Raw genomic sequence first — 26,166 nt, forward strand, 5'->3', positions numbered from 1 at the left:
TCAGCGACCGCCCACCTGTCCCAGTGCCCACGCGGCGTGCTTGCGCACCTGACGGTCCTCGTCGTGGAGCGCCGTCGTGAGCGCGGGAGTGGCGCGCCGGTCGCCAATCGCGCCAAGGGCCCACGCGGCCTGGCGGCGCACCGCGGGCTGCGGATCCTGCAGCACGCGCAGCAGTGCGGGCACCGCGCGGGCATCGCCAATGGCTCCCTGCCCCCACGCCGCCTGCTTTCGCACGTCGGGTTGCGTGTCTTCCAACGCCCGCGACAACGCGTCCACGCCGCCGGGATCGCCGACGGCACCAAGCGCCCAGGCTGCCTGTTTACGCACCTCCGGCTGTGCGTCGCCGATCACCGAGGCCAGCGCCGCGACGGCGCGCGCGTCCCCGATGGCGCCGAGGGCCCACGCCACCTGTTGACGCACCCTCGGTTCGACATCGGAGATGGCCCGCGACAGCGGTTCGACAGCTCGCGCGTCGTCGAGCGCACCGAGCGACCAGGCCACCTTCTCACGCACCGCCCCGTCGCGGTCGGCGAGGCTGGCGATGAGCGGCGGTACTGCGCGTGCGTCGTCGATGGCGCCGAGGGCCCAGGCCACCTGGGCGCGGACGGGTCCGTCCTGATCCGCGAGATGCGCGATCAATGGCGGCACAGCACGGGCGTCATCCAGCATACCGAGCCCCAGCGCCGCATTCCTGCGCGCGACAGGGCTGGTGTGTTCGAGTGCCAGGGCGAGCGGATCGAAGGCCACGGCGCCGGCCTCGGCCAGCGCGTGTGCGGCTTCCCGTCCCGGTGACGTCGTCCGCGGAATGCCGTACCGGTCGAGGTCGCCTTCGGCCTGGCAGACCGTCACGGGCACGGTCGTGTCATCGGGCAGCAGTGCAACCAGCGCCGCGATGCCCGCAGGCGGCACGGTGCGGCGCTCGCGCAAGGCACAGGCCGCGCGAGTGCGCGTCTCCGGATCGAGGGCGCGTGCACGCTCCACCAGGACCTCGACATCCAGGCTGCGCCACACCGCCAGCGGTGACGTCGCGGACGACTGCGCCAGGGCCTGTCCGGGCATGCCGGCCAGCAACAACACCCACGTCAGGGAGATCGCGCCTCTCTTCATCTATTCGCTCTCGCTTACTCGTCGTGATCGACCAGGTTCGCGAGCGCCATCGCGGCAACCCGGCGAACCTCCGGGCTCTCGTCCTTCAGTGCGGCGATCGCCAGATCCTTGGCACGCGGATCGCCGAGCTGGGCGAGTCCGAAGAAGGCCTGGGTGCGAACCTCGGCATTGCTGTCCTTGGCCGCCACCATCAGGGCATCGGCCGCGCGCGGATCGCGAATCTGCGCGAGCGCGAAGGCTGCCTGGCCGCGCACCTCGGGGTCGGTGTCGGCGAGTGCGCCAAGCAGCGGATCGACCGACTCCTTCGCGCGCAGGGCGCCGAGCGCAAACGCGGCCTGCTGGCGGACCTCGGCGGCACGGTCCTTCAACGCCCCCGCGAGGGCCTGGCGGGCACGGGGCGAGTCGTACCGGCTCAGCGCAAACGCCGCCTGCTGTCGCATCTCCGCGTCGGCATCGCCGAGGGCGCCGATCATCGCGTCGAGCGACGAGGGGTCGCCGTAACGGCCCAGGGTGAAGAGGGCCTGCTGCCGCACCTCCAGGTCGCTGTCCTTGAGCGCCTCGGTGAGTGCCGCGATGATCGTCGGATCGGCAGGCTGGCGTGGCTTCTCCGGTCCGGCCTTGGCCGGCGGTGCGATGACGCCACCCGGCACGCCACCCTGGACACCGCCGCGAACGCCGGGCTTCGGTCCCGGGATACCGGGCATTGGCGCCATCGGCGCGATTACGGGCCTCGCTGACGGTGTCGGCGTCGGTGTTGGCATCGGCATGGGCGCCGGCCCGTCCTGTGCCGGCGGCGCCGCTACAGGTGCCACGGCGGGGCTGGCCTGTGCAGCTGCAGGAGGTTCAGCCTGTGCGGCGGCCGACGTGGCGGCCTCGTGTCGCGCCTCGCGTGCGATGGCGGCAGGAGGCGGCGCGGGGCGCGGTAGCGGCGCGGGCCGGCCCACGGGCGGGGCCAGGACGGCGCGCGCTGTCGCACCTGGTGCATGCCAGAAATCGAGTGCCGACGTCGGTGCCACGATGGCCAGCGTGACCATGAAGACGGTGGCGAGGGCGCGCGCGGTGAGCGCGTGGCGCGCGCGGGTGGTGTCGAGAATGGCCATGAGTCGTCCTTCCAGTTCCGAGGCGCGCGCCATCGCGACACCTCCGGACATCACGAGTCCTGACGGCTGCCCCTGCGCGGCGCGCGCGACGTCGAGCAGATGGGTGGCGTATTCGGGGGCATCGGTGCCGGCAACCAGCACGAGATCGTCACAGGCACGCTCGCGTTCGCGTCGAACCGCGCGGCGCCCCACCCACGCCAGCGGGTGGAACCACAGCAGCGCCACCGCGGCGTCGACGATGAGTTGCGTGAGGCAGTCGCGACGTCGCACGTGCGCAAGTTCGTGGAGCAGGACGGCGCGGACCCGCGCGTCCTGCCAGTCGTCGGCTTCGACCGGCAGCACCACGGCAGGCCGCAGCACGCCGCATGCGATCGGCATGGACACGCGATCCGAGCGCAGGAAGCGCACGCGGCGAGGCACGCGCATCAATCGCGCGAGACGACGCGCCAGGCCGAGCCACGGCTTGCGCCCGGGCACGCGGTTTCGGGTGAGCCTTGCCGCGGCCACTCGTGACGCCACAAGTCGCGCCAGGACGAGGAAGGCGCCAAGCGCCCAGATCACGGCCAGCCAGGGCAGGGCCGCCACCGCGTCACGGACCTGCCGGAGCAAAGCGCGCGTGTCGTCAGCCGTGGCGGCACTGGCGGCGGCGTGTTGCGGCACATGGCGACGCGACGGCATCGTGTGCGCGATCGCTGACGCGTCGGCACTGTCGTCCTCGACCAGGCTTGCCACCGGCGCCACAGGCGATGGGGCTGGAAGGGCGCGCAACTCCGCCGGCAGCAGGGGCAGGCGAATGGCCGGGAGCGACGCGCCCAGCACCGGCACCAGCACGGCGCCGACGAGGGCCGCGACCCAGGCCGCGTGACGGGTCGAGGCGGCCGCCCGCCCGCGGCTCACCGCTCCGAACAGCGCCGCGACGCCGAGCACCAGCGTCGCCTTCACGAGCAGTTCCAGCATCATGAGCGTCACTCCGGTCGCGACCTGTGCGCGTCGATCAGGGCCTGGAGGCGGTCCAACTGGTCCGGGGCCAGCGCCGTGGCATCGCCGTCGAGAAGAGCCGCAACTGCATCCTCGGTGGAGTCGTCGAAGAAGGTCCGCAAGAGGTGGCGCAGCGCCGACCGCTTGGCGGTGTCGCGCGGCACCGCGGTCACGTAGACGTATCGCGGCCCGTCCTGCTCGTGGTGGATCAGGCCCTTGGTCTCGAGGATACGCAGCAGGGCCCGTACGGCCGAGTAGCTCGGCGGATCGAGCAGTGCCGCCTGCACGTCGGCGGCCGTCGACCGGCCGCGAGCGAACAGGACGTCCAGAATCTGGCGCTCGCGACGACTGACATCCAGGTGTCCCGGGGCGGTTGTCTTGTTCACAGGCAGTCCCTCGTGTGTGCTAAAAAACCAGCAGTGGTGGAAAATTAGCAGCGACCGTCTGCGGTGTCAAGCCGTCCCGGCATGCGGCTGGGACGAACCGCACGGAGCGTTCCCGGGACCACGACTCGCACAGGCGGCGCTGGCCGTATAGGATCCGTGTCCGCCCTTCCCGCACCAGCTGGTGAAGCCCCTGCTCATCGCAAGGATCGAGGCACTGTTCTCATGATCACGTACGCCGGACTCGTGCGCGGCATCAACGTCGGCAAGGCGCGACGCCTGCCCATGGCTGACCTCCGGGCACTCGTCAAGGCCGAAGGCTTCACCGATCCGCGCACCCTGCTCAATAGCGGCAACGTCGTGTTCGCGGGCGCGAAGCAACCGTTCCCGCGCCTGGCCGCACGCCTCGAGAGCGCCATCGAGACGCGCGCCGGATTCCGGCCGCACGTGGTGGTGGTCGACGCCGCGTGGGTAGACGCGGTGATGCAGGAGAACTCGCTGACGCAGGCCGACAACCCCTCGCGCCTGCTGGTGGCCTTCGTGCAGGACACCGATCGCCTGCAATCGGTCCGCGAGCTCGCGTCACGCGACTGGGGATCGGAAGCCCTCGCGGTCGGCAGCCGCGCCGCGTACATCTGGCTGCCCGACGGCATCCTGGAAAGCCGCGTGCTCAGCGAAGTCGTCGCGCGCGTCGGCCCGTGGATCACGACACGCAACTGGACGACAGTCCAGAAGCTGCAGGCGTTGATGCGCTAGCGCGCCGGCCGTCGGCGTTCGCGGTTCACCGTTCAGCGTTCAGCGTTCGGCGTTCGGCGTTCGGCGTTCGGCGTTCATCAAAGTGTCTGTCGTTCGAGAAGCAACCGCACGACGTCCTCGGCCCTGTAGCCGTCGTCACCTGGAGCGAGGAACTGCGCCACCTCGCCCAGTGCGTCGCCCGAGGTGACGATGCCCGGTTCGACGTGCGTGCCGGCGCGCACCTGCGGATGGCCGGCGGTGGCCATCAACGCGTTGCAGATGCACTTGCGGCCGTCCGTATCGGCGGCGTTGCCACCCTTGGCCACGTAGACCGACACGGGTTCAGCCGCGCAGCGGTAACCGGTCGTGCCGTCATCGCGACGATACGCCTCGCGCAGGTAGCCGAGGTCGCAGATCCGTGGACGTGACGCGTACACGTCCGGATTCGCGATCGTGCCAGGGACGTCGGCAACCTTGAACGGGAATCCCGTGGGAGACGCGAGCGGATCGGTCCGCACGCGTGTGCCCGCCATGCGCATGTCGGCGAGCACCTCGGCGCGATAGTCCGGCCGCATCCCGGAGTCGTCACACAACGCGAAGGCCGTGCCGACCTGCACGCCCGCGGCCCCCTGGGTCAGCGCCGCGCGCAATCCGGCGGGCGTTCCGTACCCGCCAGCCAGCCAGAAGGGCACGCCGAACTCGCGGAAGGCCGCGAGATCGACCTTGTCGCGGTCGCCGTAGATCGGCTCGCCGTCCTCGTTCAACTGCACCTTGCCGCGCGGCGGCGCGTTGTGGCCGCCCGCGGTCGGGCCCTCGATGACAAAGCCGTCGACGATGCCATTGGCCTTGCGCAGCAGCGTCAGGGCCAGCGTCGACGAGCCGACGATGGCAAGGAACGCAGGACGCTTCAACAACGGTCGCCATTGGCCGACGATGTCGGCCGGATCGAACCGCAGCAGGGTGTCGTCGCCCGGCACGCTGCCGGTGATGGTGAGCGGATAGGTGGCCGCCGCGTGCACGGCGAGCGCGTCGATGGCGCCGGGAATCTTCAACGGAATGCCCGCGCCCATGAGGATGTAGTCCACGCCGGCGAGGAGGGCTCCGTAGATGGAGGGCAGGTGCGGGATCTGGATCTTCTCGAGGTAATTGATGCCGACCGGCCGGTCGTGGCCTTCCCGTGCCAGCCAGACCTCGACGAAATTGGCAACGACACAGAGTTCCTGCTGGTCGACGGTGCCCTCGCGGCTGAGCATCGGCAGGGTGGCGTAGGACCGCCGTTCGCCCTTGCCACCCTCGACAAGGAAGCGGTCAAGGATGCGTGCGGCGATGGCCGGGACCGGGAACGCGTCGAGGGCGCGCAGCATGTGCCCGCCCGGATCTCCGTCCTGCAGCCGTCGAGCGAGGACCTGATCCAGGGCCGTGCCGGACACGACGCCGAGGCCGCCAGCCGACGACACCGCGCGCGCCAGGCGCCAGTTGGAGATGGCCACACCCATGCCGCCCTGGATCACTGCGGGGTGTGTCACCACCCGGTCCGTCGCTTTCGCTGCCGCTACGTGTACGTTCACGGTGGGCTTCGTAGTGCAAGTTGAGAGCCGGACGCCGGCCACCGTCACGACACGCTCGCGTCTGGCGAGTCAGGGCCACGCCGGGGAGGTTCCCGGCCTGCCGTGGGAAAGTTCGCAGTGGCGACCCTGCGGGGCGGCCAGGCGGAGACGTGGGGTGACACCATCCTGGCGTGGCTGGGGCGGCGCGCGGCGCGGCTGGCAGCGAACCCTTGACGAGGATCGTCGGGCGCCGTGTATACTCGTTGGGTTGTCGCGGGCAGGTGACGCGGCACGGGCGCTTGTCTCGCCGAAGCCTGGCGAAGGCGGACCGAGCGTCGGCACGGCTGGATGGCGAGGGCGGTTAGCTCAGTTGGTAGAGCACCGGTCTTACACACCGGCTGTCACAGGTTCGAGTCCTGTACCGCCCACCAACCTTGGCGCTGGGGGCCCATCGAACGCCTCGACTGTCTTGGCGACGATACGCGGACTCGGACACCAACATTTTGCGGGGTCGTAGCTCAGTTGGTTAGAGCGCCGGCCTGTCACGCCGGAGGCCGCGGGTTCGAGCCCCGTCGACCCCGCCACTCCCGCAAGCGTCATCTCGATCATCGACGCGCGTCGACCTGAAGGTCGACGCCTACAGTCCATCTCCGCTGGAGAGAGCCTGCAGCCAGACACGTCGTCGCGGAGCAGCCGCGCGGTGTGGCGAAGTGCGACGGCTCCGCCGACGATCGCAGGCGCCGACCTTCAGGTCGGCGCTCACACGCGGCGTCCCCATCGTCCGGGAACATCACTGACCGTCGAGCAAGCTCGACGGCTACAAGCGGAAGGCCTTGTGCGTTTACCCGGTACCCCGTACCCGGCACCCGGAGGAGAGAGCCGGCCCTACCTTCGGGGCTGTCCCGGTTCCCGGTTCCCGTTTTCCGTTGCCCGGTTCCCGTTCTTCAGAATTCGTACCGCAGATTCAGCTGCATGCAGCGGTTCGCGGCGCCGTCGCAGCCGGCGAGCGTGCCGTTGTAGCGGCCGAACGTTGCAGCTCGGTCCGGGATCATGTCGACGGTCGCCGTGTCGAAGCGCACGGTGTTGGTGAGGTTGAACACGTCCCACCGGAACATCAGCCGGTGGCCGAACGGCATGCGGAACGCCTTACCGATGCTCGCGTCGATGCCGAAATAGCCATCACCACGAAAGATGTTGCGCTCACCGGACTCCCCAGGCGTTGCGCGCTGGAAAGCCGCGATTGCCGCAGTCGTGTCAGCCCATGCGCTTGGCTGACCGCCCACGGCATTGCGCGTGGTCGCCGTCTCGGGGAGCTTGTTGGGATCGACGAGCACGGCGTTGCCCTGCAGGTTCCAGTTCGTCGCCCAGCACGAACGGCAGTTCTGCACGTTGAACGGGAACCCGCTCGTCCAACGGTAGATACCGGCAATCGACCAGTCGCCGATCAGGGCGTTGGTGAAACCGTTGGCGTTGGTCGCCCACTTCTTGCCCTGGCCGAACGGCAGCTCGTACAGGCCGTTGACGTTGATCTGGTGACGCACGTCGAAGTCCGCGTAGGAGTACTGCTGGTCCGGATCCCACGAGTTGATGAGGAAGCCAGAGTAGCCACCCGAGCCTGTGTTGTTGCCGAAGCTCGATCCGCGCTCCACCGACGATCCATGGTCCTTCGCGACGGCGTAGGTGTAGTTGAAGTCGAACTGGTACCCGTCGGCCAACCGCCGCCGCAACGCGAGCTGCATCGAGTTGTAGCCTGAACGGGCCATGGAGCTCTGCACGGCCAGCGAGTCGTACTGCTGGTTGAAGAACGAGAAATCACCGGTGCTCGGGCACGCCGGATCGCAGTTCTGATCGGCGTACCAGAGTGCCGTCATCCAGTCGGGATCGTTGTCCATGAACAGGCCGGCCATCACCTGCGTGGCCGTCATGCCGCCGGTGGCCGCGGTCGGGAACAGGTTCTCCCAGTACGGGATGGGAGCCACATTTGTGGCCCCGACGCGGTTGGCTTCCGTGATGAGCAGACTGGCCGCCGTGAAGTAGTCCATCCCCGACTTCTGTTCGACGAAGTTGGCGGGCATGGCCGCGTCGCGCCGAATCAGGAGGTTGCGCCCCTGTCGACCGACGTAGGCCACATCGACCGCGTAGTTGCGGCCGAGGTCACGGCTGAACGTCAGGTTGTAGGCGTGCGAATACGGCGTGCGCAGGTTCTGGTCGATCGCCGACGTGATGGTGCCCGAGAACTGCGGTGGCGTGGCCGGGAACGAGGCCGGCGGCGCACCGGGATAGGTCGCCGGAATGACGTTGACTCCCTGGTAACGGATCGCCGGGTTGGTCTCGTTGTTCGTGTTGACGGGGCTGCTCAAGACCGACGCCAGTCCGAACGATCCGGCGGTGTTGAACTGAGTGGCAAGACCCGAGCCGATGCGGTCGTAGACCAGGAAGTAGCCGCCGCGGACGGTCGTCTTCGGATTGAGCGACCACGCGAAGCTGGCGCGCGGTGCGAAGTTGTTCTTGTCGTACTGGTACCAGTCGGGGCCGTCGTTGACGGGCCCGGCCGGGATGAACGAAATTGTCGCGTCCGCACTCGAAGGGATGCCAAGCTGCATGTTGGCTGCTCGCGTCGCAACCCAGTCGGCCATGTTGAGGTTGGGCACCACCTGCTGGCCACGCCCCTCGTACACCGGCGGGAACATGCTGTAGCGAAGCCCCCCGGTGAGCGTGAAGTTGTCGCCAATACGCCACTGATCCTGCACGTAGAACTCGTACTCGTTGGCGACGTACAGGCGCGGCAGCGCCGTGCCCTCGCTGATGATGCCGCCGTCGATCGTGTAGTTGTAGCGCGCCGTCGTCTGCGTGATCGCGCCCAGCATGTCCATGAACGGGTCGGCGTAGGCCGCGAAGCTACCCGAGTCGACTGCCGGCAGGCCGGAGCAGTCGGCCGGAGCCGGACACGTGCCACCGGGCATGTAGCGCCGTCCGGCTCCAGCGGCCCAGGAGCCATTGGCCAACCCGCTGTAGAACGAGTTCGCGTTGGTGAACGTGTCGTTGCGCAGGAACCGCAGGTTGGTGCCGACCTTCACGGTGTGATTGCCCTTGATCCACGAGAAGTCGTTGGTGACGTTCCAGGTGCCGAGCTGACGGCCGTTGGTCGAGCTCAGCGCCTCGTAGTTGTCCAGGAACCGGAACGTCGTCGCGCTCTGTGTCTGCAAGCCGGTCGTCGCGTCGTCGATCTTGGTGTAGCCGACGCGCAATGTGTTGACCATGTTGGAGCCGAGCACCCAGTCGTGGCCGCTCGCAAAGCCCCAGTTCTTCACCTGGCGCGCGGTGTTGGGCGCGAGCCCGGGGTACTGCTGCGTCCCGATGAGCGCGTCGTCCTGCGAGTTGAAGCGCGCAAAGAGCGACTGGGCATTGGTGATCCGGTAGTCGCCACGCGCGATGCCCGTGTTGAACTCGTTCTCGACGAGTGAGGTGAAGCGGTAGCCCATGATGTTGAAGGCATCGGTTCCGTCGTAGTTCGGCAGCGGGAACTGCTTCCAGTACTCCGCCGCGAGCGTGCTGGCGCCGATGCCGGTCGGATCGACGCGCTTGAACTCGGCCGGGTTCATGCCATACCGGCCGGCCGGAATGGTGTGGGTGCTGGTGAAGCCCTGCACTGCGCCGCCAGGGCAGGCCGCGGCCACCGCGCACAGGTAGGTCAGCACGCCGTCGCGCATCGCCGCCGAGGGCACCGAGCGCTCGACGACCGATTCGCGCTTCTCGCGCAGCGCCTCGAAATTGGCGAAGTAGAACAGGCGGTCCCTCAGGATCGGGCCGCCGACCGAGCCGCCGTAGATGTTCTTGTTGAGCAGCGGTGACTCGCTCTCGCCGCCGGCCTTCAGCTGCGACAACTTGTTGAAGTACTCGTTCGAGGAGAACCTCGTGTCGCGATTGGCGTAATAGCCGGCGCCCCGAAGGCTGTTGGTCCCGCTCTTGGTGATGAGCGAGACCTGCGGGCCGGACGAACGACCGCCATCGGCGCCGTACGAACTCGTGGTCACCCGGAACTCCTGCACGGAGTCGAGCGTGAGGCGCAGCACCGAGGTGAACGCGCTCTGGTTCTGGCCGTCGTTGACGTCGATGCCATCCAGCGTCACGTTGCTCTGGTCGGCGCGTGCGCCGCTCACCGAGCCGTACCGCGGGTCCATCGTGGTCTCCGGGTTGTTGCGCGGGATGTAGACCACGCCCGCCTGCAGGGAGAGCAACCCGACCGGGTTGCGCGCCTCGAGAGGCAGGCCCATGATCTGGGATTCCTTGATCACGTTGCCGAGGCTTGCGTCGGTGGTGTTGATGGCCGGTGCTTCGGCGAGCACCTGCACGCTCTCTTCTATCCCGCCCACCGCCAGCGCGACGTCGACGCGGGACGAAGTGTCCGTGCTCAACTGGATCTTTTCGATGATGCTGGTCTTGAAGCCGGTCAACTCGGCCTTCAATGTGTAGACGCCCGGAGGCAGGGCGATGAACTGGTAGCCGCCATTGCCGCCCGTGACCGCTTCACGCGACAAGCCCGTCGCCGCGCTCGTGATCGTGACCGTTGCACCGGGGACCGCGCTCTTCTGAGCGTCGGTGACCGTTCCCGACAATGACGCGGTGCCGGTCTGGGCCGACACGGCATGCGGCATCGTCAACAACGCCGCCGCCGCCAGCAAGCTCGACGCGAGCCCGGAGAGAGAAAGCCTCACGATCCACCTCCTGCAAGCAGAACCGCAAAGACCTCGTCGTGCACGTCAGTAGGCGACGCGAACGCGAGGAATGAAAGTCGACCGGACCTGCGGCGGGAGCCGCTCCAGGTCGACGGGACCGCCTTCACAGCGAAGGTCGGCACCTCAACTGGATTGTCCGTCAGGATGCGTGCGCGGCAAGCGAAAGTCAAGGCAGCCACGACGCCAAATGGACGCTTTGTTAGCCAAAGTTGATGCATTTCATGACCAGCTGATCGCGAAATCCGCTAACTGCGGCCGCGTAGAGGCGGCTACAACGGTCAGCACTATCGAAGTAGAGTGTCGGACTTTCGCCTAGCCTGCGCGCCAGAGGAGGAACAGGCTGATCAGCAGGAGACCGAGTGGCGCTCGGTACTCCTTGTTGCGGATGGCGCGTTCCAGGCTGAAGCGACGCGTGCCCGCCGGCAAGGCGCCACCGGCGTAGCGGTCGTAGGCATCGCCGAAGCTGGCGCGCAGGTATGCCTCCTCCGTGCGAATGGCCAGCCAGAGGGTGACGCCGAGGTAGGCGGCGATCAGCAGTCCGACCGCCCAGTGGTTGGCGGCCAGTGCGAGCCCCAGGCCCATCAGCGACGAGCCCAGGTACAGGGGGTGGCGCGTGAACCGGTAGGGCCCGGAAGATGTGACCTCGCGACTCTTCTCCAGGTGGCCTGCCGCCCAGATCCGCAGCGCCTGCCCCAGCAACGCGATCGACAAGCCAAGTTCGAGGCTGCGCGGCGTCGGTCGGGCCAGCCATAGCACCAATGCCGCCGAGGCGAACCCGAGCGGTACGCGCCAGCGGGCCAGGCCGGCGCGCGGCGACGGGGTGGCGGGCGCGGTGTCGGTCATGCCGCCCCCAGGCGCGAGATCACGGCAGCCGTGACGGCGTCGGCCGTCACCTGCTCGAGGCACCATGTGCGCGCGGTGCACTGGCGTTTGAAAACGCAAGCGCACGACCCGTGGCTCGACACGACCGTGTCGCGCGGGTCCCAGGGACCGTTGCGCCCGGGCGGGGTCGGGCCGTACAAGCCGACGACCGGCGTGCCGACGGCAGCGGCAAGGTGCAGCGGCCCCGTGTCGCCGGACACCAGCACGCTGGACGCCTGCGCCAGGGCGAGCATCTCTACCATCGTCGTCTGCGGCGCCATGCGTGCGGCATCTCCTGACGCCCGCGCCACCGCCGCCGCCAGGGTCGCCTCGTCGGGGCCCCAGAGGACCGCGGTGCGCAGCCCCAGGCGCTCCCGAAGCTGGCGCGCCACCTCTCCGAAGCGCTCCGGGGGCCAGCGCTTGTTCGGCCATGCCGCGCCGGGATTGAGCAGCGCGAACGGCCCATCGCGGCCGACCCCGAGAATCTCGCGCGTGCACGACACCACGGGCGTCTCCGGGATGCGCAGCGGGAAGCGTCGCGCCCGCGTGTCCGCCCCGAGCAACGTGAGCAGCGACAGGTTCTTGTCGATCACGTGTCCGCCGCCGTCACCACCGCTCTCGGTGTAGGCGAGCGCCGCCGCCGACTCACGCAGGAGCGGACGCGAGAATCCGATCACGCGCCGCGCGCCGCTGAAGCGCGCGACCGCCGCCGATTTGATCAGGCCTTGCAGATCGAGGCAGACATCGTACCGGTCGCGCCGGACATCACGGATCGCGTGCGCCCCGCTCCGGCGTTCCAGCGGATACACGTGATCCAGGCCCTCGACCAGGTGCAGCAGCGGCGCAAACCGCGGGTGCACGATCCACCCGATGCGAGCGCCGGGATGGGCCTCGCGGAGGGCCGCCACCACCGGAATCGCATGCACGACGTCACCGAGGGCGCCGAGTCGCACGATCAGGAACGACCCGGCCGGTGCGGGAGGGTCGGCACCAGGCTCGTGGCTCACGGCTCGGGACTCGTGCCGCGGTCCGCAATCGCCGCAACGATGTCGCGCGTCGAGTGGTCCTTCGGATCGCCGACGATGGCAGTACGGCCGCCGTAGGCCTGGACGATCGCACGTTCGGGCACGGTCTCGATCCTGTAATCGGTGCCCTTGCAGTGGACGTCCGGCCGAAGCGCCTCGAGCAGCGGCCCGACGGTGAGATCGCCGAAGAGCGTGACGTAGTCCACGCCGCGCAAGGCGTCGACCAGTTCGGCACGTTCACGCTCGCCGACGATCGGCCGATCTGCGCCCTTCAGCTTTCGCACCGCCGCGTCGTCATTGACGGCGACCACCAGGATGTCGGCTTGCTGCGCGGCACCCTGCAGGTAGCGCAGGTGTCCGACGTGCAGCAGGTCGAACACGCCGTTGGCGAGCGCAATCGTGTGGCCCTGCCGGCGGTGATCGGCAGCGGCAGCCAGCAACACTTCGAGGGCCACGATCACCGGTCCGCCTCGATGGCGAGGCGCAGTTCGGCGCGTGACACCGTGGCGGTGCCACGCTTCATGACCACGAGGCCACCCGCGTAGTTGGCCAGGTGCGCCGCATCCTCGAACGAGGCGCCCGAGGCGAGCGCCTGCGTCACGGTGGCGATGACGGTGTCGCCCGCGCCCGTCACGTCGGCAATCTCGTCGGAGCCGACAATCGGGATGTGCACGGTCGGCCGATCGGCCTCGAACAAGGCCATGCCGCGGCTGCCGCGCGTGACGAGCACCGCCGCCATCCTGGTCTGCTGGAGGACGGTCCGTCCGGCACGTTCGAGCACCCTGCGGTCGTCCCCGATGCGCACGCCGAGCATCGCTTCGACCTCGGATTCGTTGGGCGTCGACGCCGTCAGGCCCTGGTAGCGGCCCAGGTCGTAGCGCGAATCGACGAGGATCGGGATCTGCCGGCCCTTGCGAAGGCGAAGCGTCCGCTTCACGTGTCGTACCAGCGCGGGCGTGACGACTCCCCCACCGTAGTCGGAGATCAGCACCGCGTCGCAAGACGCGAGGGCGACGTCGAGACGACGTCCCCAGGCCTCGTGCACCGTCCGCGGCGCCACCAGTTCGCCCTTCCGGTCGATGCGCACCACCTGCTGCTTGGCCGAGTGGATGCCCCCGGCAAGCACACGCGTCTTGGTCGTGGTGACGTGACCGCGCACGCGCACGACGCCACGCGCGTCGACTCCAGCCGCTGCGAGCGCCTCGACGAGCCGTGCCCCCTGGGCGTCGCGCCCGACACAACCGAACAGGCTGGTGCGGCCACCGAGCGCAGCGACGTTGTTGGCGGCATTGCCGGCACCGCCAGGCACGATCAACGTGGTGTCGTACTCGAGGATCAGGACGGGCGCCTCTCGCGAGACTCGTGCGACGCGTCCGTAGAGGAACTCGTCGGCGGCGATGTCGCCGACGACCACCGTGCGGCGGCCCGCCAGGGCATCGAGTGCGTCGATCAGCCGTTCGCGCATGCTTACCGGCCCTGCCGGAGGAACCAGCCCGTGGCCGGGCACGTCACGCGGTCGAGGCTGTCGGGATATACGGCCTCCTCGATGAGGGTGCCGTCGCGGTCCATGAACACCGCGGGCGCGGGTGCAGACATCACGGGGGAATGGTACCGGGAAATGCGGAAATGCCTAATGCCGGAATGTCGAGTGCGCAAGAGGCGCGGGCCACGCGGCCCTCGACGTTCCAGCATTCCAGCCTGTCGGCATTTCCGTGTAACCTGACGCGACTTCATGGTCCTCAACTGGCTGGATTACGCGGTGATCGCCGGCTACGTGCTGGCCCTGACGGCCTTCGGCACCTACTTCGCCCGCTTCCAGCGGTCCAGCAAGGATTACTTCCTCACCGGCCACTCGGTACCGTGGTGGGCGATCTGCTTCACCATCGTCGCCACCGAGACCAGCACCATCACCTTCATCGGGGTACCGGCGGCCGCGTACACCGGCAACATGGCGTTCCTGCAGCTGCCCCTCGGGTACGTGATCGGCCGGGTCATCGTCAGCGCGCTGTTCCTGCCGGCCTACTTCCGCGGCGACCTGATGACGTCGTACCAGCTGCTCGAATGGCGGTTCGGCCCCGCCGTGCGGTCGGCCGGCGCGGCCATCTTCCTGTTCACGCGGTCGCTTGCAGACGGCATCCGGCTGTTCACGACAGCGCTGGTGATCGCGGTGGTGACAGGGATTCCGGTGCCGTGGACCGTGGTGCTGCTCGGCACCGCGATGATCGTCTACACGATGTACGGCGGGTCCGCGGCCGTCATCTGGACCGACGTCGTGCAGATGTTTGTCTACCTTGCCGGTGCGCTGATCATCTTCTTCGCGCTGCTCAACGCCATCGACGGGGGCTGGGGGGCGGTGGTGGCGGCCGGTAGCGCCGCAGGCAAGTTCGACGTCTTCGACTTCTCGCTCGACTTCACGAAGATCTACACGTTCTGGGCCGGCCTGATCGGTGGCGTCGCGCTGACGCTGGCGACCCACGGCACCGACCAGTTCCTGGTCCAGCGCCTGCTCTCGGCGCCGTCGGCGCGTGATGCCGGGCGCGGCCTGATCCTGAGCGGCGTGCTCGTGCTGCTGCAGTTCGGGCTGTTCCTGGCCATCGGCGTGATGCTCTTCACCTACTACCAGCAGGTGGCCGCGCCGGTGCTCGGGCGGCCGGACGAGATCCTGCCGCGGTTCGTGATCAACACGCTGCCGAGCGGCGTGGCGGGTTTCATCGTCGCCGCGATCGTCGCCGCCGCGCTGTCGCCGTCGATCAACGCCATGGCCGCGACGACGGTCAACGACTTCTATCTCCGCTACGTCAACGAAACGGCCGACGAGCAGACGATCATGCGCGTGTCCTATCGGGCCACGCTCGGCTGGGGCATCGTCCAGTTGATCGTGGCGCTGGGCTGCCAGTGGATGGACCGCTCGGTGCTCGACGCCGGCCTATCGATCCTGTCGCTGACGGCCGGCCCGGTGCTCGGCGCCTTCCTCGTGGGGTTTGCCACCACCCGCGTGAGCGCCGGGGCGATGCTCGGCGGCATGGGTGTGGGTCTCGCGGCGCTGATCTACATCTGGACCGCGACGCCGGTCGCCTGGACCTGGTACGCCTTCATCGGATCGAGCGTGACCGCGCTCGCGGCACTCGCCCTGAGCCTCGTGATGCCCGCACCGCTTCGGAAAGCGCAGGCGTAGGCCGCTGATCTGGCGGCAATCGTCTGTCCGGGGGATGTGCGGTGACTGTCGACCTGAAGGTCGACAGCTACAACCACTTAATCGACAGCTACAACCGATTTCGGTCGACCGCTACAACCGATCGTAGGCGTCGACTCTCGCCAGGTCGACGCGCGGTCGACACGAACGATCGGCCGTACGCGTCGACCTTTAGCCAGGTCAACGCGCGGTCGACACGAGCGATCGGCCGTAGGCGTCGACCTTCAGGTCGACGCACGCTGTCGACGCAAGCTCCACCGCAGCGGATTGGTCTCGATGTAAACCCGCAAGGCATCGTGCTCCTCCGGCGTTCGAACGACGCGATCGAAATACCCGCGTTGCCACAGCTGTTCGCCCGATGCGAGGAGCGCCCTCGCCCGCGCCTCGTGCGTGACCCTGGCCTTGAGGTCGCGCACGAGCATGTCGAGCGGCCGCAGGCCCGAAAGCCGCCGTGTTTCGCTGCACGAGCAGGTGGACGTGGTCCGGCATGACGACCGACGCCTCCAGGATGGAGCAGTGCCCGGCGGCGAAATCACGCGCGAAACAGTCGTGGGCGAGCCCACCCATTGGCGAGAGCGACACGCAATCGCCATCGACGACGCCAAAATACGGACGACGCCGATAGGTACATGCCGTGATGAAGTAGGCACCTGCCCCGCGGTAGTCCCAGCCTCGCAGACGTGGCGGCATGCGCGCTGGGCAGTGCACGCCCGATGCCAGCCGAGATCATCGATCCGTCGAGCAAGCTCGACGGCTACACTTCGGTAAATTCGCTTGCTTCGTCCACCCATTCCGTCGAGCACGCCCGACGGCGACACATGCTTCAACAGGCAATCCTTGCACATGAACACGTCAACTGGCGTTGACGGATGTCATTCGGAGTTGACGCCTTCAACACCTCAACAAGTGAAGTGTGTGTGTGTGTGTGTGTAGCCCTCGAATTGAGCCCGTGTCCGAGCCATCGGTGCTGTAGCCGTCGAGCTTGCTCGACGGTCACTCACGCTTTACGCATTCACCCTGAGGTGGCGCAACGTCGCGCAGCGCCTCGATGACGCGATCGGGCGTGACGGCGGTCATGCAGCGGTGGTCGAGCGGGCACTCGCGCAGCATGCAGGGACGACACCACACCTCGTGCGTCAGGATGCGGTGCGGGCCGAGCGGCGCGGTCGCCCATTCGCGGGTGGGTCCGAACACGGACACCGTCGGCGTGCCGAGCGCTGCCGCGAGATGCATCGCCCCCGAGTCGTTCGCGAGCACCCGTCCCGCCAGGCCCAGCACCCCCGCGAGTGCCAGCAACGACGTCCGTCCCGTCAGGTCGACGATTGCGCCGCGCGACGACGCAGGCACGCCGGCGAGCACCGCGGCGGCGGCCGGCCGATCGGGACCGGCTCCCACGATCACAACGAGTCCACCCTCGCCGATCCACGCTGACGCGACAGACGCGACGTGGCGCGCAGGCCATTGCTTGGCCGAGCCGTATGCAGCACCGGGCGCACAGGCCAACAGAGCGGCGCTGCCGTCCCATCCGCCCGCCCGCAGCAACGCGACGGCCTCGTCTCTTGCCCTCTGTGGCAAGATCGCATGCAGGGCAAGAGTCGGGCGAGGCACGCCAAGCGCCTCGACGAGCGCCGCGTAGTAATCGGCGTGGTGGCGCGACTCGCGTCGCGTGTGTCGGACGCGGATGGCGCGCGTCAACAGCATCCCGCGGCCGTCACGGCGGTATCCCCATCGCTCGGGCACGCCAGCCCGGCGCATCGCCAGCGCCGATCCGAACGAATTGGTGAACAACACGGCGAGGTCGTAGGCGCCGGCCGCCAACTGCGTCGCGTGCCGGCCGATCGCGGCCAGGCCCGTGCGCCCCTCGAGTGGAACGGCGCTCGTACGCGGATCCAGGAGCGGCACAATCGGCGCCAGCGCCGCCGGCACGGCCACCTCGATGCTGGCCTCCGGCCATGCGTCCCCGATCGCCCTGATCGCTGGCGCGGCCAACACGAGGTCGCCGAGCCAATTCGGCCCACGCACCACCACACGACGCGGCGCGTTCACGCCTCGGCTTCCCCCGGCGGGTCGTCCACCGCGAGCGACGGCGACTCCGTGGTCCGCACGTCCTCACGCCAGCGGCGATGCATCCACAGCCAGCGTTCGGGGTGGGCGCGCACGTACTTCTCGAGCACCTTGGTGCACCGCTGGGTGACGTCGCGCACCGCATCGGGCGACTCCTCGGCCGGCAACGCAATCGGGCGCTCGTAGATCAGGCGATAGCGGCCGTCGTTCAGCGGCAACGAGAACGCCGGGATGATCGTCGCGCCGGTCCGCATGGCCAGCACCGCCACCGCCGACGTCGTCGCTGCAGGACGCCCGAGGAAGTCGACCTTCACGGCGTCAGCGGTAAGGATGTGCTGATCCATGAGCACGGCGACGGACTGGTTGGCGTTGAGCGCGCGCATGATGCGGCGCAACCCGCCCTTGCGGTCGATGACGAAGTTGCCGGTGCCGCTGCGCAGTTCGGTCAACAGCTTGTCGATGAGGGGATTGTCCATCGCGCGGGCGACCACGGCCATCGGCCCCACGCGCCGTCCGTGGGCGATCGCATGCAGTTCCCAGAATCCGAAGTGGCCCGTGACCAGCAGCACGCCCTTGCCGGTGGCGCGCGCCGCGTCGACGTGCTCGGCGCCGACGAACTCGACAAGTGCCATCTGGCGGTCCGCCGGCAGACCGGTGAACCAGAGGAATTCGACGAGCTTGCGGCCGAAGTGGGCGAACACCTGCTTGGCGATTCGCGTGCGCTCCTGCACCGATCGCTCCGGAAACGTCGCAGCCAGGTTGTCCAGGGTGATCCGCCGATGCCTGCCGTCGACGCGATACGCCAGCCAGCCGATCCCGTGTCCGAGGCGCGTGACCACCGACCGCGGCAGGGCGCGCACCACCCGCGTCACTCCCATCAACGCCGCGTACTCGAGTCGGTGCCGTCGCGAGAGATTCGGAGACGAGCCGCTCACGCGCCCTCCGGGTCGAGCGACAGGCGGGCGCGCAGCCATGACGCGAACTCGTCGACGGGCTCGATCACGACCTCGAGTGGCACCACCGCGACCGGCACGTCGATCGGCAGGTGCCGTTCGAGCTTGACGGCATCCTTGGCGGTCGTGACGACAGCGGAGGCGCCGACTGCGCGCGCACGCGCCGCAATCTGCCGCGCATCGTCGCCACGGTAGCGGTGGTGGTCGCGAAAGGTCATCACGTCGGCGAGCCTCCAGCCCGTAGCGCGCAGATCCTCGGCGACGCGTGCCGGTTCGGCGACCGCGGTGACGAGCAGGACCGGTTCCTCGTGCACTCGTGAAAAATCCATCGTGCCCGAAAGGGCTCGCGCCGGGCCGTGATGCCGCCGCGCCTCGAAGATCGGCACGTCGGCCGATCGCCCGAGCGCCATCCGCAACCGCGCGGCAGTCGTGTCCACCGCCAGCAGCGCGTCGGCGTGTTCGAGCGCATGCAGCGGCTCGCGCAGGCGGCCCGCCGGCAGCACCTCACCATGCAGCACGTCATCGAGGGTGAGCAACACCAGGTTCGCATCGCGTGCCAGCTGCACGTGCTGGAACCCATCGTCGAGGACGTGTACGGTGCAGTGGAGTTCCTGCTCCGCGAGCTGGCCGGCACGAGTGCGCCGCGAGTGCACGAGCACACAGCACCCTGGCAACTCGCGCGCGAGCATGAACGGCTCGTCGCCGCTCTCGGCCAGCGTCGCGCGCATGTGGTCGGCGTCGCGGACGACGACGACGTCGCGTGACGGCGACTCGCGCCGGTAGCCGCGACTGAGCACGGACGGCCGCTCGCCCCACCCATGCAGCATGCGCGCGATCGCCGCCACGACCGGTGTCTTGTTGCGGCCGCCCACCGCGAGGTTGCCCACGCTCACCACGGGGCGATCGAGACGGATCGGCGTCCGGCGGCGCAGTTCGCGACGCAGATTCGCGCCGTGCCCGTAGAGACGGGCGGCCGCGCGCAGCATCGGGAAACTCCACGGCTGGTCGCTCATCGAACGACCCCGGCGGTCGCCGACCGCAATGCTCTCGCCCGCGGGCCCATCACGGCAGCGATCTCCGCCATGGTGCGATCGACGGCGCCGCGATGCCGGTCGAGGACGCCACGCGCCGCCTCGCCGAGTCGTTGCCGGCGCGGTGCATCGACGAAAAGCGCAAGCAATTCTCGTCGCGCCTCGGTCGCGTCCTGCGCCTGCACGAGGGCACCGGCATCCAGGAAGCTGCGGGCGATATCGGCAAAGTTCGACATCGACGGACCGACGACGATCGGCCGGGCGTAGCGCGCGGGCTCGAGGATGTTGTGCCCGCCGGCGGGCACCAGGCTGCCGCCGACAAAGACGACGGTCGCGTGCGCGCAGAGCGCCGCGAGCTCGCCGATCGTGTCGAGGACGAGCACGTCGAAGGGCGCCTCCGGTTTACCGGCGAGCGCCGACCGCCGCACCACGCGCAGGCCGGTCCGTTCGGCGAGCGCGGTCACTCCGTCGAAGCGCTCGGGATGCCGAGGCGCCAGCACCAGCCGAGCATCCGGGGTGCTCGCACGCAGCTCACGAAAGGTGTCGAGCAGGATCTCGTCCTCGCCCTTCAGCGTACTCGCTGCGAGCAGCACGGGAGCGCCATCGAGACGGGCGCCAACGTCGGCGATGCCGCGCGGCGCGTCCGCGGGCACGTCGTACTTCAGGCTGCCGGTCACGATCACGCGGTCGTTGGGTGCGCCGAGGGTCCGAAGCCGGTCGGCCGTGGCTTCCGATTGCGTGCACAGGCGGTCGAACTGCCCAAGCACCGTCCCGAGCAGGCGACCGAGGAGCCGGTACCTCGGGTAGCTGCGGTCGGAGATCCGCGCGTTCACGAGCAGGACGCCGATGCCCTCGGCTCGGCAGAGGCGCACCAGGTTCGGCCAGATCTCGGTCTCGACGATGACCAGGACGCTCGGGCGCAGGCTGCGCAGGACCCGCCGTACGATCCACGCGAAATCGAGGGGGAAGTAGAACACCCCGGCCGTGTCCGACAGGCGGACCTCGGCCATGTCGCGGCCGGTGCGCGTGGTCGTGGAGACGACCACGCGCCAATCGGGGTGGTCCCGGCGGATGGCGGCGACCAGGGGGGCCGCGCTCAGGACTTCCCCGACCGACACCGCGTGCAACCAGAGCGTGGGGGCCGCAGTGCCGCCCAGTTCCGCGGGCAGCACGCCGAAACGCTCCTGCCAGCGATGCCGGTATTTCCCGTGGCGCAGGGCCTGCCAGGCCACCCAGGGCGCCGAGGCCACCAGGGCTGACGCGGCGAGCAGGCTGTAGAGAAAATACATGGAACTGGGAAGGGCCCGGCGAGGACGAGGCGGCTGTGTGGAGTATATCGAACCGGCTCACTCGTACTACCATGCTCGGTCGTGTCATCCGGCCGGCGCCGCGTACGCGACCGTGAGTTCCGGGAACACTTCATTTCCGTCGTCATCATCCGCAGGTCTGCGACCGCGTGGGAGGAACCTCCATGGGCATCAAGGTTGGCATCAACGGCTTCGGGCGCATCGGGCGCAACATCATGCGCGCCGCGATGGGCACCGGGAAGCTGGACTTCGTGGCGGTGAACGATCTGACCGACACCAGGACGCTCGCGCACCTGCTCAAGTACGACTCGATCCTCGGCAACCTCGACGCCACGGTGGAGTCGGGCGACGGCTGGATCAGCGTCAACGGCGACAAGTTCCAGGTGCTCGCGCAGAAGGACCCGGCGCAACTGCCGTGGAAGGACCTCGGCGTCGAGGTCGTGTTCGAGGGCACCGGCATCTTCACCAAGCGCGACGATGCGGCCAAGCACCTCGCGGCGGGCGCCAAGCGGGTGATCATCACGGCGCCGGCCACCGGCCCCGACGCGACGCTGCTGATGGGTGTCAACCACGAGACCTACGACCCGGCCAAGCACGTGATCGTGTCCAACGCGTCGTGCACGACCAACTGTCTCGCGCCGTTTGCCAAGGTGCTGCACGAGCAGTTCGGCATCGTCAAGGGCTGGATGACGACCATCCACAGCTACACCAACGACCAGCAGTTGCTCGACCTGCCGCACAAGGACATGCGCCGGGCCCGTGCGGCCGCGCTGTCGATGATCCCGACCACGACCGGCGCGGCCAAGGCGATGGGCGAGGTGATGCCTGCGCTGAAGGGCAAGCTGGACGGCATCTCGATGCGCGTGCCGACGCCGAACGTCTCGGTGGTCGACCTCGCGGTGATCGTCGGCAAGAAGACGACTGCCGACGAAGTGAACGCGGCGTTCAGGGCGGCCGCCGCCGGCCCGCTCAAGGGCATCCTCGCGGTCGAGGACGCCCCACTGGTGTCGATCGACTTCCGCAAGAACCCGAACAGCTCGATCATCGACTCGGCGTACACGAAGGTGATGGACGGCGACTTCGTGAAGGTGCTGAGCTGGTACGACAACGAGTGGGGCTACAGCAGCCGCTGTGTGGATCTCCTGAACTACATGGCGGGCAAGGGCCTGTAGGATGGCCAAGCGTTCCATCACGGATCTGGATCTGAAGGGGCGGCGGGTGTTCATCCGCGTCGACTTCAACGTGCCGATCAAGAACGGGCAGATCACCGACGATACGCGGATCCAGTCGTCGCTGCCGACCATCCGGTACGCGCTCGAACAGGGCGCGACCGTGATCCTGGCGTCGCACCTCGGCCGGCCGAAGGGCAAGCCGAACCCGGAGTTCACACTGCAGCCGGTCGCCGATCGGCTGTCGGCGCTCCTCGGGCAGCCGGTCGGCTTCGCGTCCGATTGCGTCGGTGCACCGGCGGCCGACGCGGTGGCGAAGGCGGGCGCCCCGGGCGTGGTGTTGCTCGAGAACCTGCGCTTTCACGCCGAGGAAGAGGCCAACGATCCCGCGTTCGCGAAGCAGCTGGCCGCGCTTGCCGACGTCTACGTGAACGACGCGTTCGGCTCGGCGCACCGCGCGCACGCGTCAACGGAAGGCATCGTTGCGTTCGTGCCCGAGGCGGCCGCAGGGCTGCTGATGGCCAATGAAGTGGCCTATATGGGCAAGGCGCTCAGCGACCCCGAGCGGCCGTTCGTGGCCGTGCTCGGCGGCGCCAAGGTCAGCGACAAGCTCGAGGTCATCCAGAACCTGCTCCCCAAGGTCGACGCGCTCGTCATTGGCGGCGCCATGGCCTACACGTTCCTCAAGGCGGCCGGCCTCGACGTCGGCAAGTCGCTCGTGGAGGCCGACCTCGTCGACACCGCGCGCCACCTGAAGGCGCAGGCCGACGCGCGCGGCCTGACGCTGGCGTTGCCCGAAGATCACGTGGTGGCCGAGGCGCTGTCGGCAGACGTGCCCTCGGAGACGCTCGCCGTCGACGACGCCGCGATCGGCGCCCGCATGGGCCTGGACATCGGCCCGAAGACGGCCGCCCGGTATGCCGAGATCATCCGCAATGCGAAGACGGTGGTCTGGAACGGCCCGATGGGCGTGTTCGAGATCCCCGCATTCGCCAACGGCACCAACACCGTGGCGCAAGCTGTCGCGAACGTGGAAGGCATCACGATCATCGGCGGCGGCGACTCGATCTCCGCCGTCCACAAAGCTGGTGTGACCGACCGGATCAGTCACATCTCCACCGGCGGGGGCGCAAGCCTCGAGTTCCTGGGGGGCAGGACGCTGCCGGGAGTTGCGGTGTTGCCAGAGAAATAGCACCTGAACAAGGGACAAGGGACGGGGAAGAAGTCACAAGGGCGTCAAGGGACAAGGGACAGGGCTGAAGGCTCAAGGCACACGGCACGGCCCCGTCCGCGACTTCCCGTCTCGCACTCCCGTTGACCTCGTCGGTCGACGAGTACAGTGTTGCCTGGTGCTTGTTCGGCTTGTTGCTTCGTCCCTTGTCGCTTGTCCCTTGATTACCTTCTGACTTGTTCGTTCTCCCTTGTCCCTTGGACTGATTTCTCATGCGCACTCCTCTCGTCGCCGGTAACTGGAAGATGTTCAAGGGGGCCGCGGAAGCCGTGGCCTACGCGAAGGTGTTCCGCGCGCTGGCCAAGGACCTGACCACGGTGGAGCTCGTGATCGCGCCCCCGTTCACGGCCGTGCACGGTGTCGCGGATGCGCTGCGCAACTCGGGCATCGCGACCGCCGGACAGGACTGCCACTGGGAGAAGGACGGGGCTTTCACAGGTGCCGTCAGCGCGCCGATGCTGAAGGAAGCGGGGGCCGAACTGGTCATCCTCGGCCACTCGGAACGGCGCCGCGTCTTCGGCGACACGGACGCGGACGTGACACGGAAGATCCACGCGGCCTACGCCGCCGGCCTGGCGCCGATTGCGTGTGTCGGCGAGACCCTCGAAGAACGCGAGGCTTCACGGACGTTCGAGGTGCTCGATACGCAGCTGAAGGCCGTGATCGATGGCGTCTCGGGCGAGCAGTTCGCCCAGATGGTCATCGCCTACGAACCGGTCTGGGCAATCGGCACCGGCCGGAACGCGACCCCCGAACAGGCGCAGGAAGCCCATGCGCACATCCGCGGCCGTCTGCGCGCCTGGCTCGGCGCAGACGCCGCCGACAAGTGCCAGATCCTCTACGGCGGCAGCGTCAAGCCCGACAACGCCCGCGCCATCCTGCAGCAACCCGATGTCGACGGCGCGCTCGTCGGCGGCGCGAGCCTGGACCCGCACGGGTTCTTCACCATCGCCTCGGCGGCGCGCTAGCGGCCGCGATGGCCTGCTGACGAGCGGGATCCTACCGGAACATCACGCTCTTCACGACGATCCCGTAGTGCCGTGCGTCGCCGCGCCCGCGGCGCCGCGCGTCGGGCGTCACGAATCGCAGCCGATTCACGCCGTCGCGCACGCTGCCGGCGGGCAGCGGCAGCGTCACCATCGACATCGCCGTATCGAACGTGTGCTCGAACAACACCACTTCGTTCAGTTCGATCCGCAACGCCTGCCGACCGTTCGTCCCGAACGACACCGACACGTCCGACAGCGGCGAGACGCGAGGCATGGCCGCGAAGCGCAGTTCGGCGACCTGCAGGAGGGTCCACCGTCCCTCGTCGCGCATGCGGTCGAAGCCCACCGCGTCGAAGACCTCGTTGTCGGGCCCCAGGGCGGCCTCGAGTCGCACGAGCGGCAGTTCGCCTGTCGGGGGATGGCGCTCGAAGTACGCGACCAGACGAGCGCGGTGCCGCGGCGCGCTGTGCAGGAATTGCGGGAACCGCCAGTCGAAACGCGTCCACGAATCGGTGTCGATCGACGGCTCGACGTTCCAGTGCTGCACCCAGGGGTTGTACAGTCCCTGTGCGACGTGCACCCATCCCGAGAAGAGCGCCGTCGTCGCCAGCACCGCCACGCCGATCCAGGCCGCGCCGCGCGGCCGGCGCACCGGCCAGGCGCGCAGCGTCAGCAGGAAGACGCCCGGCAGGGCGTCGGCGAGCAGCCGGGGCCCGAAGCAGCCGCCGCCCCACCACATCTCCCACCGGGACAGCGCCGCGACCAGCGTGAGCGGCCAGAGGAGCGCCACCAGCAGCCAGCCGGGGCCGAGCGGCCACTCGCGCCGGGACAGCGACCAGGTGGCCCACACACCGAGCAACACTGGCGAGAACACCAGCCAGCCGCGCGACGGGCTGACGAGCAGCCCGGCGAGCCCCGTGGCCGTGAACGCGCCGCCCGACATCCCCATGCGGTAGTACGGCGGCAGCAGTTCACCGAACTCGCGCCAGCTGAAGATGGCAAACAGCGCGAGCAGTGTCGCGCCGACGGTTCCGGCCGACATGGCCGCACGACGGTCGCGCCAAGCCACCCACCCTAGGGTGGCCATCGCGAAGACCGCCATCGTCGGCCGACAGAGATACGCGGCAAACAACGTCACGCCCAGCCACGCCCAGCGGAGGCGCGCGCCAGCGACCTCGGCGGCCGTCACGAGATCGATGGCCACCAGAGCCAGCAGGATGGCCGCCGTGTGGGACCAGAGCGCTGCCCCGGCGACGCTCGCGAGCGACGTGCCGCCCCAGAACACCACCGTGCAGGCCAGCGCCGGGCCAAATGGCAGCAGGCGGCGGCCGATCCGCAACAGCAGCCAGGCCGTGAGGACGGCGCACGCCACCACGAGGCGGTGCTGGATGCGGACTTCGGTGTCTGGATCGACAACGTCGGCGCCGAAGGCGTGAGCGAGTGCGACCCACGGCGTGGCGAGAAGCGACGTGCCGAGCGGGTAGACGTAGTACTGGTGCCCGCCGCGCTCGAACATGCGATAGCCGAGGCGCTGGTCGAGGTGCGACACGCCCAGCGCGTCGAGCCGCACGGTGCCGTGCAGGGCCATCGCCCTGGACGTCAGGAGGGTGCCGAAGGGATCGCTGCCGCGGGCCGCACGCACGTCGGCGGCCCACGTCGCCAGCGCGACCATGACCAGGAAGAGGGCAGTCAGCGCGGCCTGCGATCGGGTGAGCGGCGGCAGGCGCGGTTCGGGCACGCGGCCGGAGAGTAGCACG

At 68.8% G+C, this 26,166-nt stretch carries 21 protein-coding genes and 2 tRNA genes; 7 read left to right on the forward strand and 16 right to left on the reverse strand.

Annotated elements, in window-relative coordinates:
- From LuPra_RS25075 to LuPra_RS25085, 3 genes are read right to left on the reverse strand one after another with little or no spacing between them, the layout of a single operon-like run.
- Complete coding sequence (locus tag LuPra_RS25075) at positions 1-1,107, reverse strand: HEAT repeat domain-containing protein (RefSeq protein ID WP_110173297.1); 1,107 nt, start codon at positions 1,105-1,107, stop codon at positions 1-3.
- Between the two features lie 14 nt (positions 1,108-1,121).
- Positions 1,122-3,167: a M56 family metallopeptidase gene (locus tag LuPra_RS25080; RefSeq protein ID WP_157899640.1), complete on the reverse strand. Its 2,046-nt coding sequence runs from the start codon at positions 3,165-3,167 to the stop codon at positions 1,122-1,124.
- A gap of 5 nt (positions 3,168-3,172) precedes the next feature.
- Positions 3,173-3,571: a BlaI/MecI/CopY family transcriptional regulator gene (locus tag LuPra_RS25085; RefSeq protein ID WP_201792167.1), complete on the reverse strand. Its 399-nt coding sequence runs from the start codon at positions 3,569-3,571 to the stop codon at positions 3,173-3,175.
- Positions 3,572-3,793: 222 nt separating this feature from the next.
- Here LuPra_RS25085 and LuPra_RS25090 point away from each other — a divergent pair, with 222 nt between their 5' ends.
- Positions 3,794-4,324 carry a DUF1697 domain-containing protein gene (locus tag LuPra_RS25090; RefSeq protein ID WP_157899641.1) on the forward strand — a complete coding sequence of 177 codons (531 nt, stop codon included), beginning with the start codon at positions 3,794-3,796 and terminating at the stop codon, positions 4,322-4,324.
- 77 nt (positions 4,325-4,401) lie between these two features.
- On the opposite strand, the gene LuPra_RS25095 is transcribed toward LuPra_RS25090, so the two are convergent.
- Positions 4,402-5,871 (reverse strand): nitronate monooxygenase, encoded by a 1,470-nt coding sequence (locus LuPra_RS25095; RefSeq protein WP_234800544.1) that lies wholly within the window; start codon positions 5,869-5,871, stop codon positions 4,402-4,404.
- 334 nt (positions 5,872-6,205) lie between these two features.
- On the opposite strand from LuPra_RS25095, the gene LuPra_RS25100 reads away from it, so the two are divergent.
- Together LuPra_RS25100 and LuPra_RS25105 are read left to right on the forward strand one after the other, a co-directional pair.
- Positions 6,206-6,281, forward strand: a tRNA-Val gene (locus LuPra_RS25100).
- Between the two features lie 76 nt (positions 6,282-6,357).
- Positions 6,358-6,434, forward strand: a tRNA-Asp gene (locus LuPra_RS25105).
- Between the two features lie 360 nt (positions 6,435-6,794).
- On the opposite strand, the gene LuPra_RS25110 is transcribed toward LuPra_RS25105, so the two are convergent.
- From LuPra_RS25110 to LuPra_RS34005, 6 genes are all read right to left on the reverse strand, one after another.
- Positions 6,795-10,565 carry a TonB-dependent receptor gene (locus LuPra_RS25110; RefSeq protein ID WP_110173301.1) on the reverse strand — a complete coding sequence of 1,257 codons (3,771 nt, stop codon included), beginning with the start codon at positions 10,563-10,565 and terminating at the stop codon, positions 6,795-6,797.
- A 333-nt stretch (positions 10,566-10,898) separates the two neighbouring features.
- Positions 10,899-11,429, reverse strand: coding sequence for a methyltransferase family protein (locus LuPra_RS25115; RefSeq protein WP_157899642.1), 531 nt, complete (start codon positions 11,427-11,429; stop codon positions 10,899-10,901).
- Positions 11,426-12,454 carry a glycosyltransferase family 9 protein gene (locus LuPra_RS25120; protein ID WP_110173303.1) on the reverse strand — a complete coding sequence of 343 codons (1,029 nt, stop codon included), beginning with the start codon at positions 12,452-12,454 and terminating at the stop codon, positions 11,426-11,428. Before LuPra_RS25120 ends, LuPra_RS25115 begins: the two co-directional genes overlap by 4 nt.
- Positions 12,451-12,933, reverse strand: a complete 483-nt coding sequence (locus LuPra_RS25125; RefSeq protein ID WP_237050674.1) for an adenylyltransferase/cytidyltransferase family protein — start codon at positions 12,931-12,933, stop codon at positions 12,451-12,453. The genes LuPra_RS25120 and LuPra_RS25125 overlap by 4 nt, the downstream gene beginning before the upstream one ends.
- Positions 12,930-13,937 (reverse strand): bifunctional heptose 7-phosphate kinase/heptose 1-phosphate adenyltransferase, encoded by a 1,008-nt coding sequence (locus LuPra_RS25130; RefSeq protein ID WP_110173304.1) that lies wholly within the window; start codon positions 13,935-13,937, stop codon positions 12,930-12,932. The genes LuPra_RS25125 and LuPra_RS25130 overlap by 4 nt, the downstream gene beginning before the upstream one ends.
- Positions 13,938-13,939: 2 nt before the next feature.
- Positions 13,940-14,071, reverse strand: coding sequence for a hypothetical protein (locus LuPra_RS34005; RefSeq protein WP_257724473.1), 132 nt, complete (start codon positions 14,069-14,071; stop codon positions 13,940-13,942).
- A 133-nt stretch (positions 14,072-14,204) separates the two neighbouring features.
- Between LuPra_RS34005 and LuPra_RS25135 the strand changes: the two genes are divergently transcribed.
- Positions 14,205-15,647: a sodium:solute symporter gene (locus LuPra_RS25135; RefSeq protein WP_110173305.1), complete on the forward strand. Its 1,443-nt coding sequence runs from the start codon at positions 14,205-14,207 to the stop codon at positions 15,645-15,647.
- 242 nt (positions 15,648-15,889) lie between these two features.
- On the opposite strand, the gene LuPra_RS25140 is transcribed toward LuPra_RS25135, so the two are convergent.
- The 5 genes from LuPra_RS25140 to LuPra_RS25160 all read right to left on the reverse strand — a co-directional run bounded on the left by LuPra_RS25140 (position 15,890) and on the right by LuPra_RS25160 (position 21,002).
- Entirely contained in the window at positions 15,890-16,087 is a 198-nt protein-coding gene (locus LuPra_RS25140) for a hypothetical protein (RefSeq protein ID WP_110173306.1), read from the reverse strand.
- A 571-nt stretch (positions 16,088-16,658) separates the two neighbouring features.
- The gene (gene waaF, locus LuPra_RS25145) at positions 16,659-17,711 is read right to left on the reverse strand and encodes a lipopolysaccharide heptosyltransferase II (protein ID WP_110173307.1); all 1,053 of its coding nucleotides are present in this window, start codon (positions 17,709-17,711) and stop codon (positions 16,659-16,661) included.
- Positions 17,708-18,664 carry a lysophospholipid acyltransferase family protein gene (locus LuPra_RS25150; protein WP_157899643.1) on the reverse strand — a complete coding sequence of 319 codons (957 nt, stop codon included), beginning with the start codon at positions 18,662-18,664 and terminating at the stop codon, positions 17,708-17,710. Before LuPra_RS25150 ends, waaF begins: the two co-directional genes overlap by 4 nt.
- Positions 18,661-19,695: a tetraacyldisaccharide 4'-kinase gene (gene lpxK, locus LuPra_RS25155; protein ID WP_110173309.1), complete on the reverse strand. Its 1,035-nt coding sequence runs from the start codon at positions 19,693-19,695 to the stop codon at positions 18,661-18,663. The genes LuPra_RS25150 and lpxK overlap by 4 nt, the downstream gene beginning before the upstream one ends.
- Entirely contained in the window at positions 19,692-21,002 is a 1,311-nt protein-coding gene (locus tag LuPra_RS25160; protein ID WP_110173310.1) for a 3-deoxy-D-manno-octulosonic acid transferase, read from the reverse strand. Before LuPra_RS25160 ends, lpxK begins: the two co-directional genes overlap by 4 nt.
- A 182-nt stretch (positions 21,003-21,184) precedes the next feature.
- On the opposite strand from LuPra_RS25160, the gene gap reads away from it, so the two are divergent.
- The 3 genes from gap to tpiA all read left to right on the forward strand — a co-directional run bounded on the left by gap (position 21,185) and on the right by tpiA (position 24,388).
- On the forward strand, positions 21,185-22,192 hold the full coding sequence (gene gap, locus LuPra_RS25165; RefSeq protein ID WP_110173311.1) for a type I glyceraldehyde-3-phosphate dehydrogenase: 1,008 nt from the start codon (positions 21,185-21,187) through the stop codon (positions 22,190-22,192).
- Position 22,193: 1 nt separating this feature from the next.
- Positions 22,194-23,381, forward strand: a complete 1,188-nt coding sequence (locus tag LuPra_RS25170) for a phosphoglycerate kinase (RefSeq protein WP_110173312.1) — start codon at positions 22,194-22,196, stop codon at positions 23,379-23,381.
- A 251-nt stretch (positions 23,382-23,632) separates the two neighbouring features.
- Entirely contained in the window at positions 23,633-24,388 is a 756-nt protein-coding gene (tpiA, locus tag LuPra_RS25175; RefSeq protein WP_110173313.1) for a triose-phosphate isomerase, read from the forward strand.
- Between the two features lie 31 nt (positions 24,389-24,419).
- Here the strand turns inward: tpiA and LuPra_RS25180 are convergent, their stop codons facing one another.
- Positions 24,420-26,147 carry a hypothetical protein gene (locus tag LuPra_RS25180; protein ID WP_157899644.1) on the reverse strand — a complete coding sequence of 576 codons (1,728 nt, stop codon included), beginning with the start codon at positions 26,145-26,147 and terminating at the stop codon, positions 24,420-24,422.
- Positions 26,148-26,166: the final 19 nt, after the last annotated feature.

This window comes from Luteitalea pratensis (assembly GCF_001618865.1).
Classification (GTDB): Bacteria; Acidobacteriota; Vicinamibacteria; order Vicinamibacterales; family Vicinamibacteraceae; genus Luteitalea; species Luteitalea pratensis.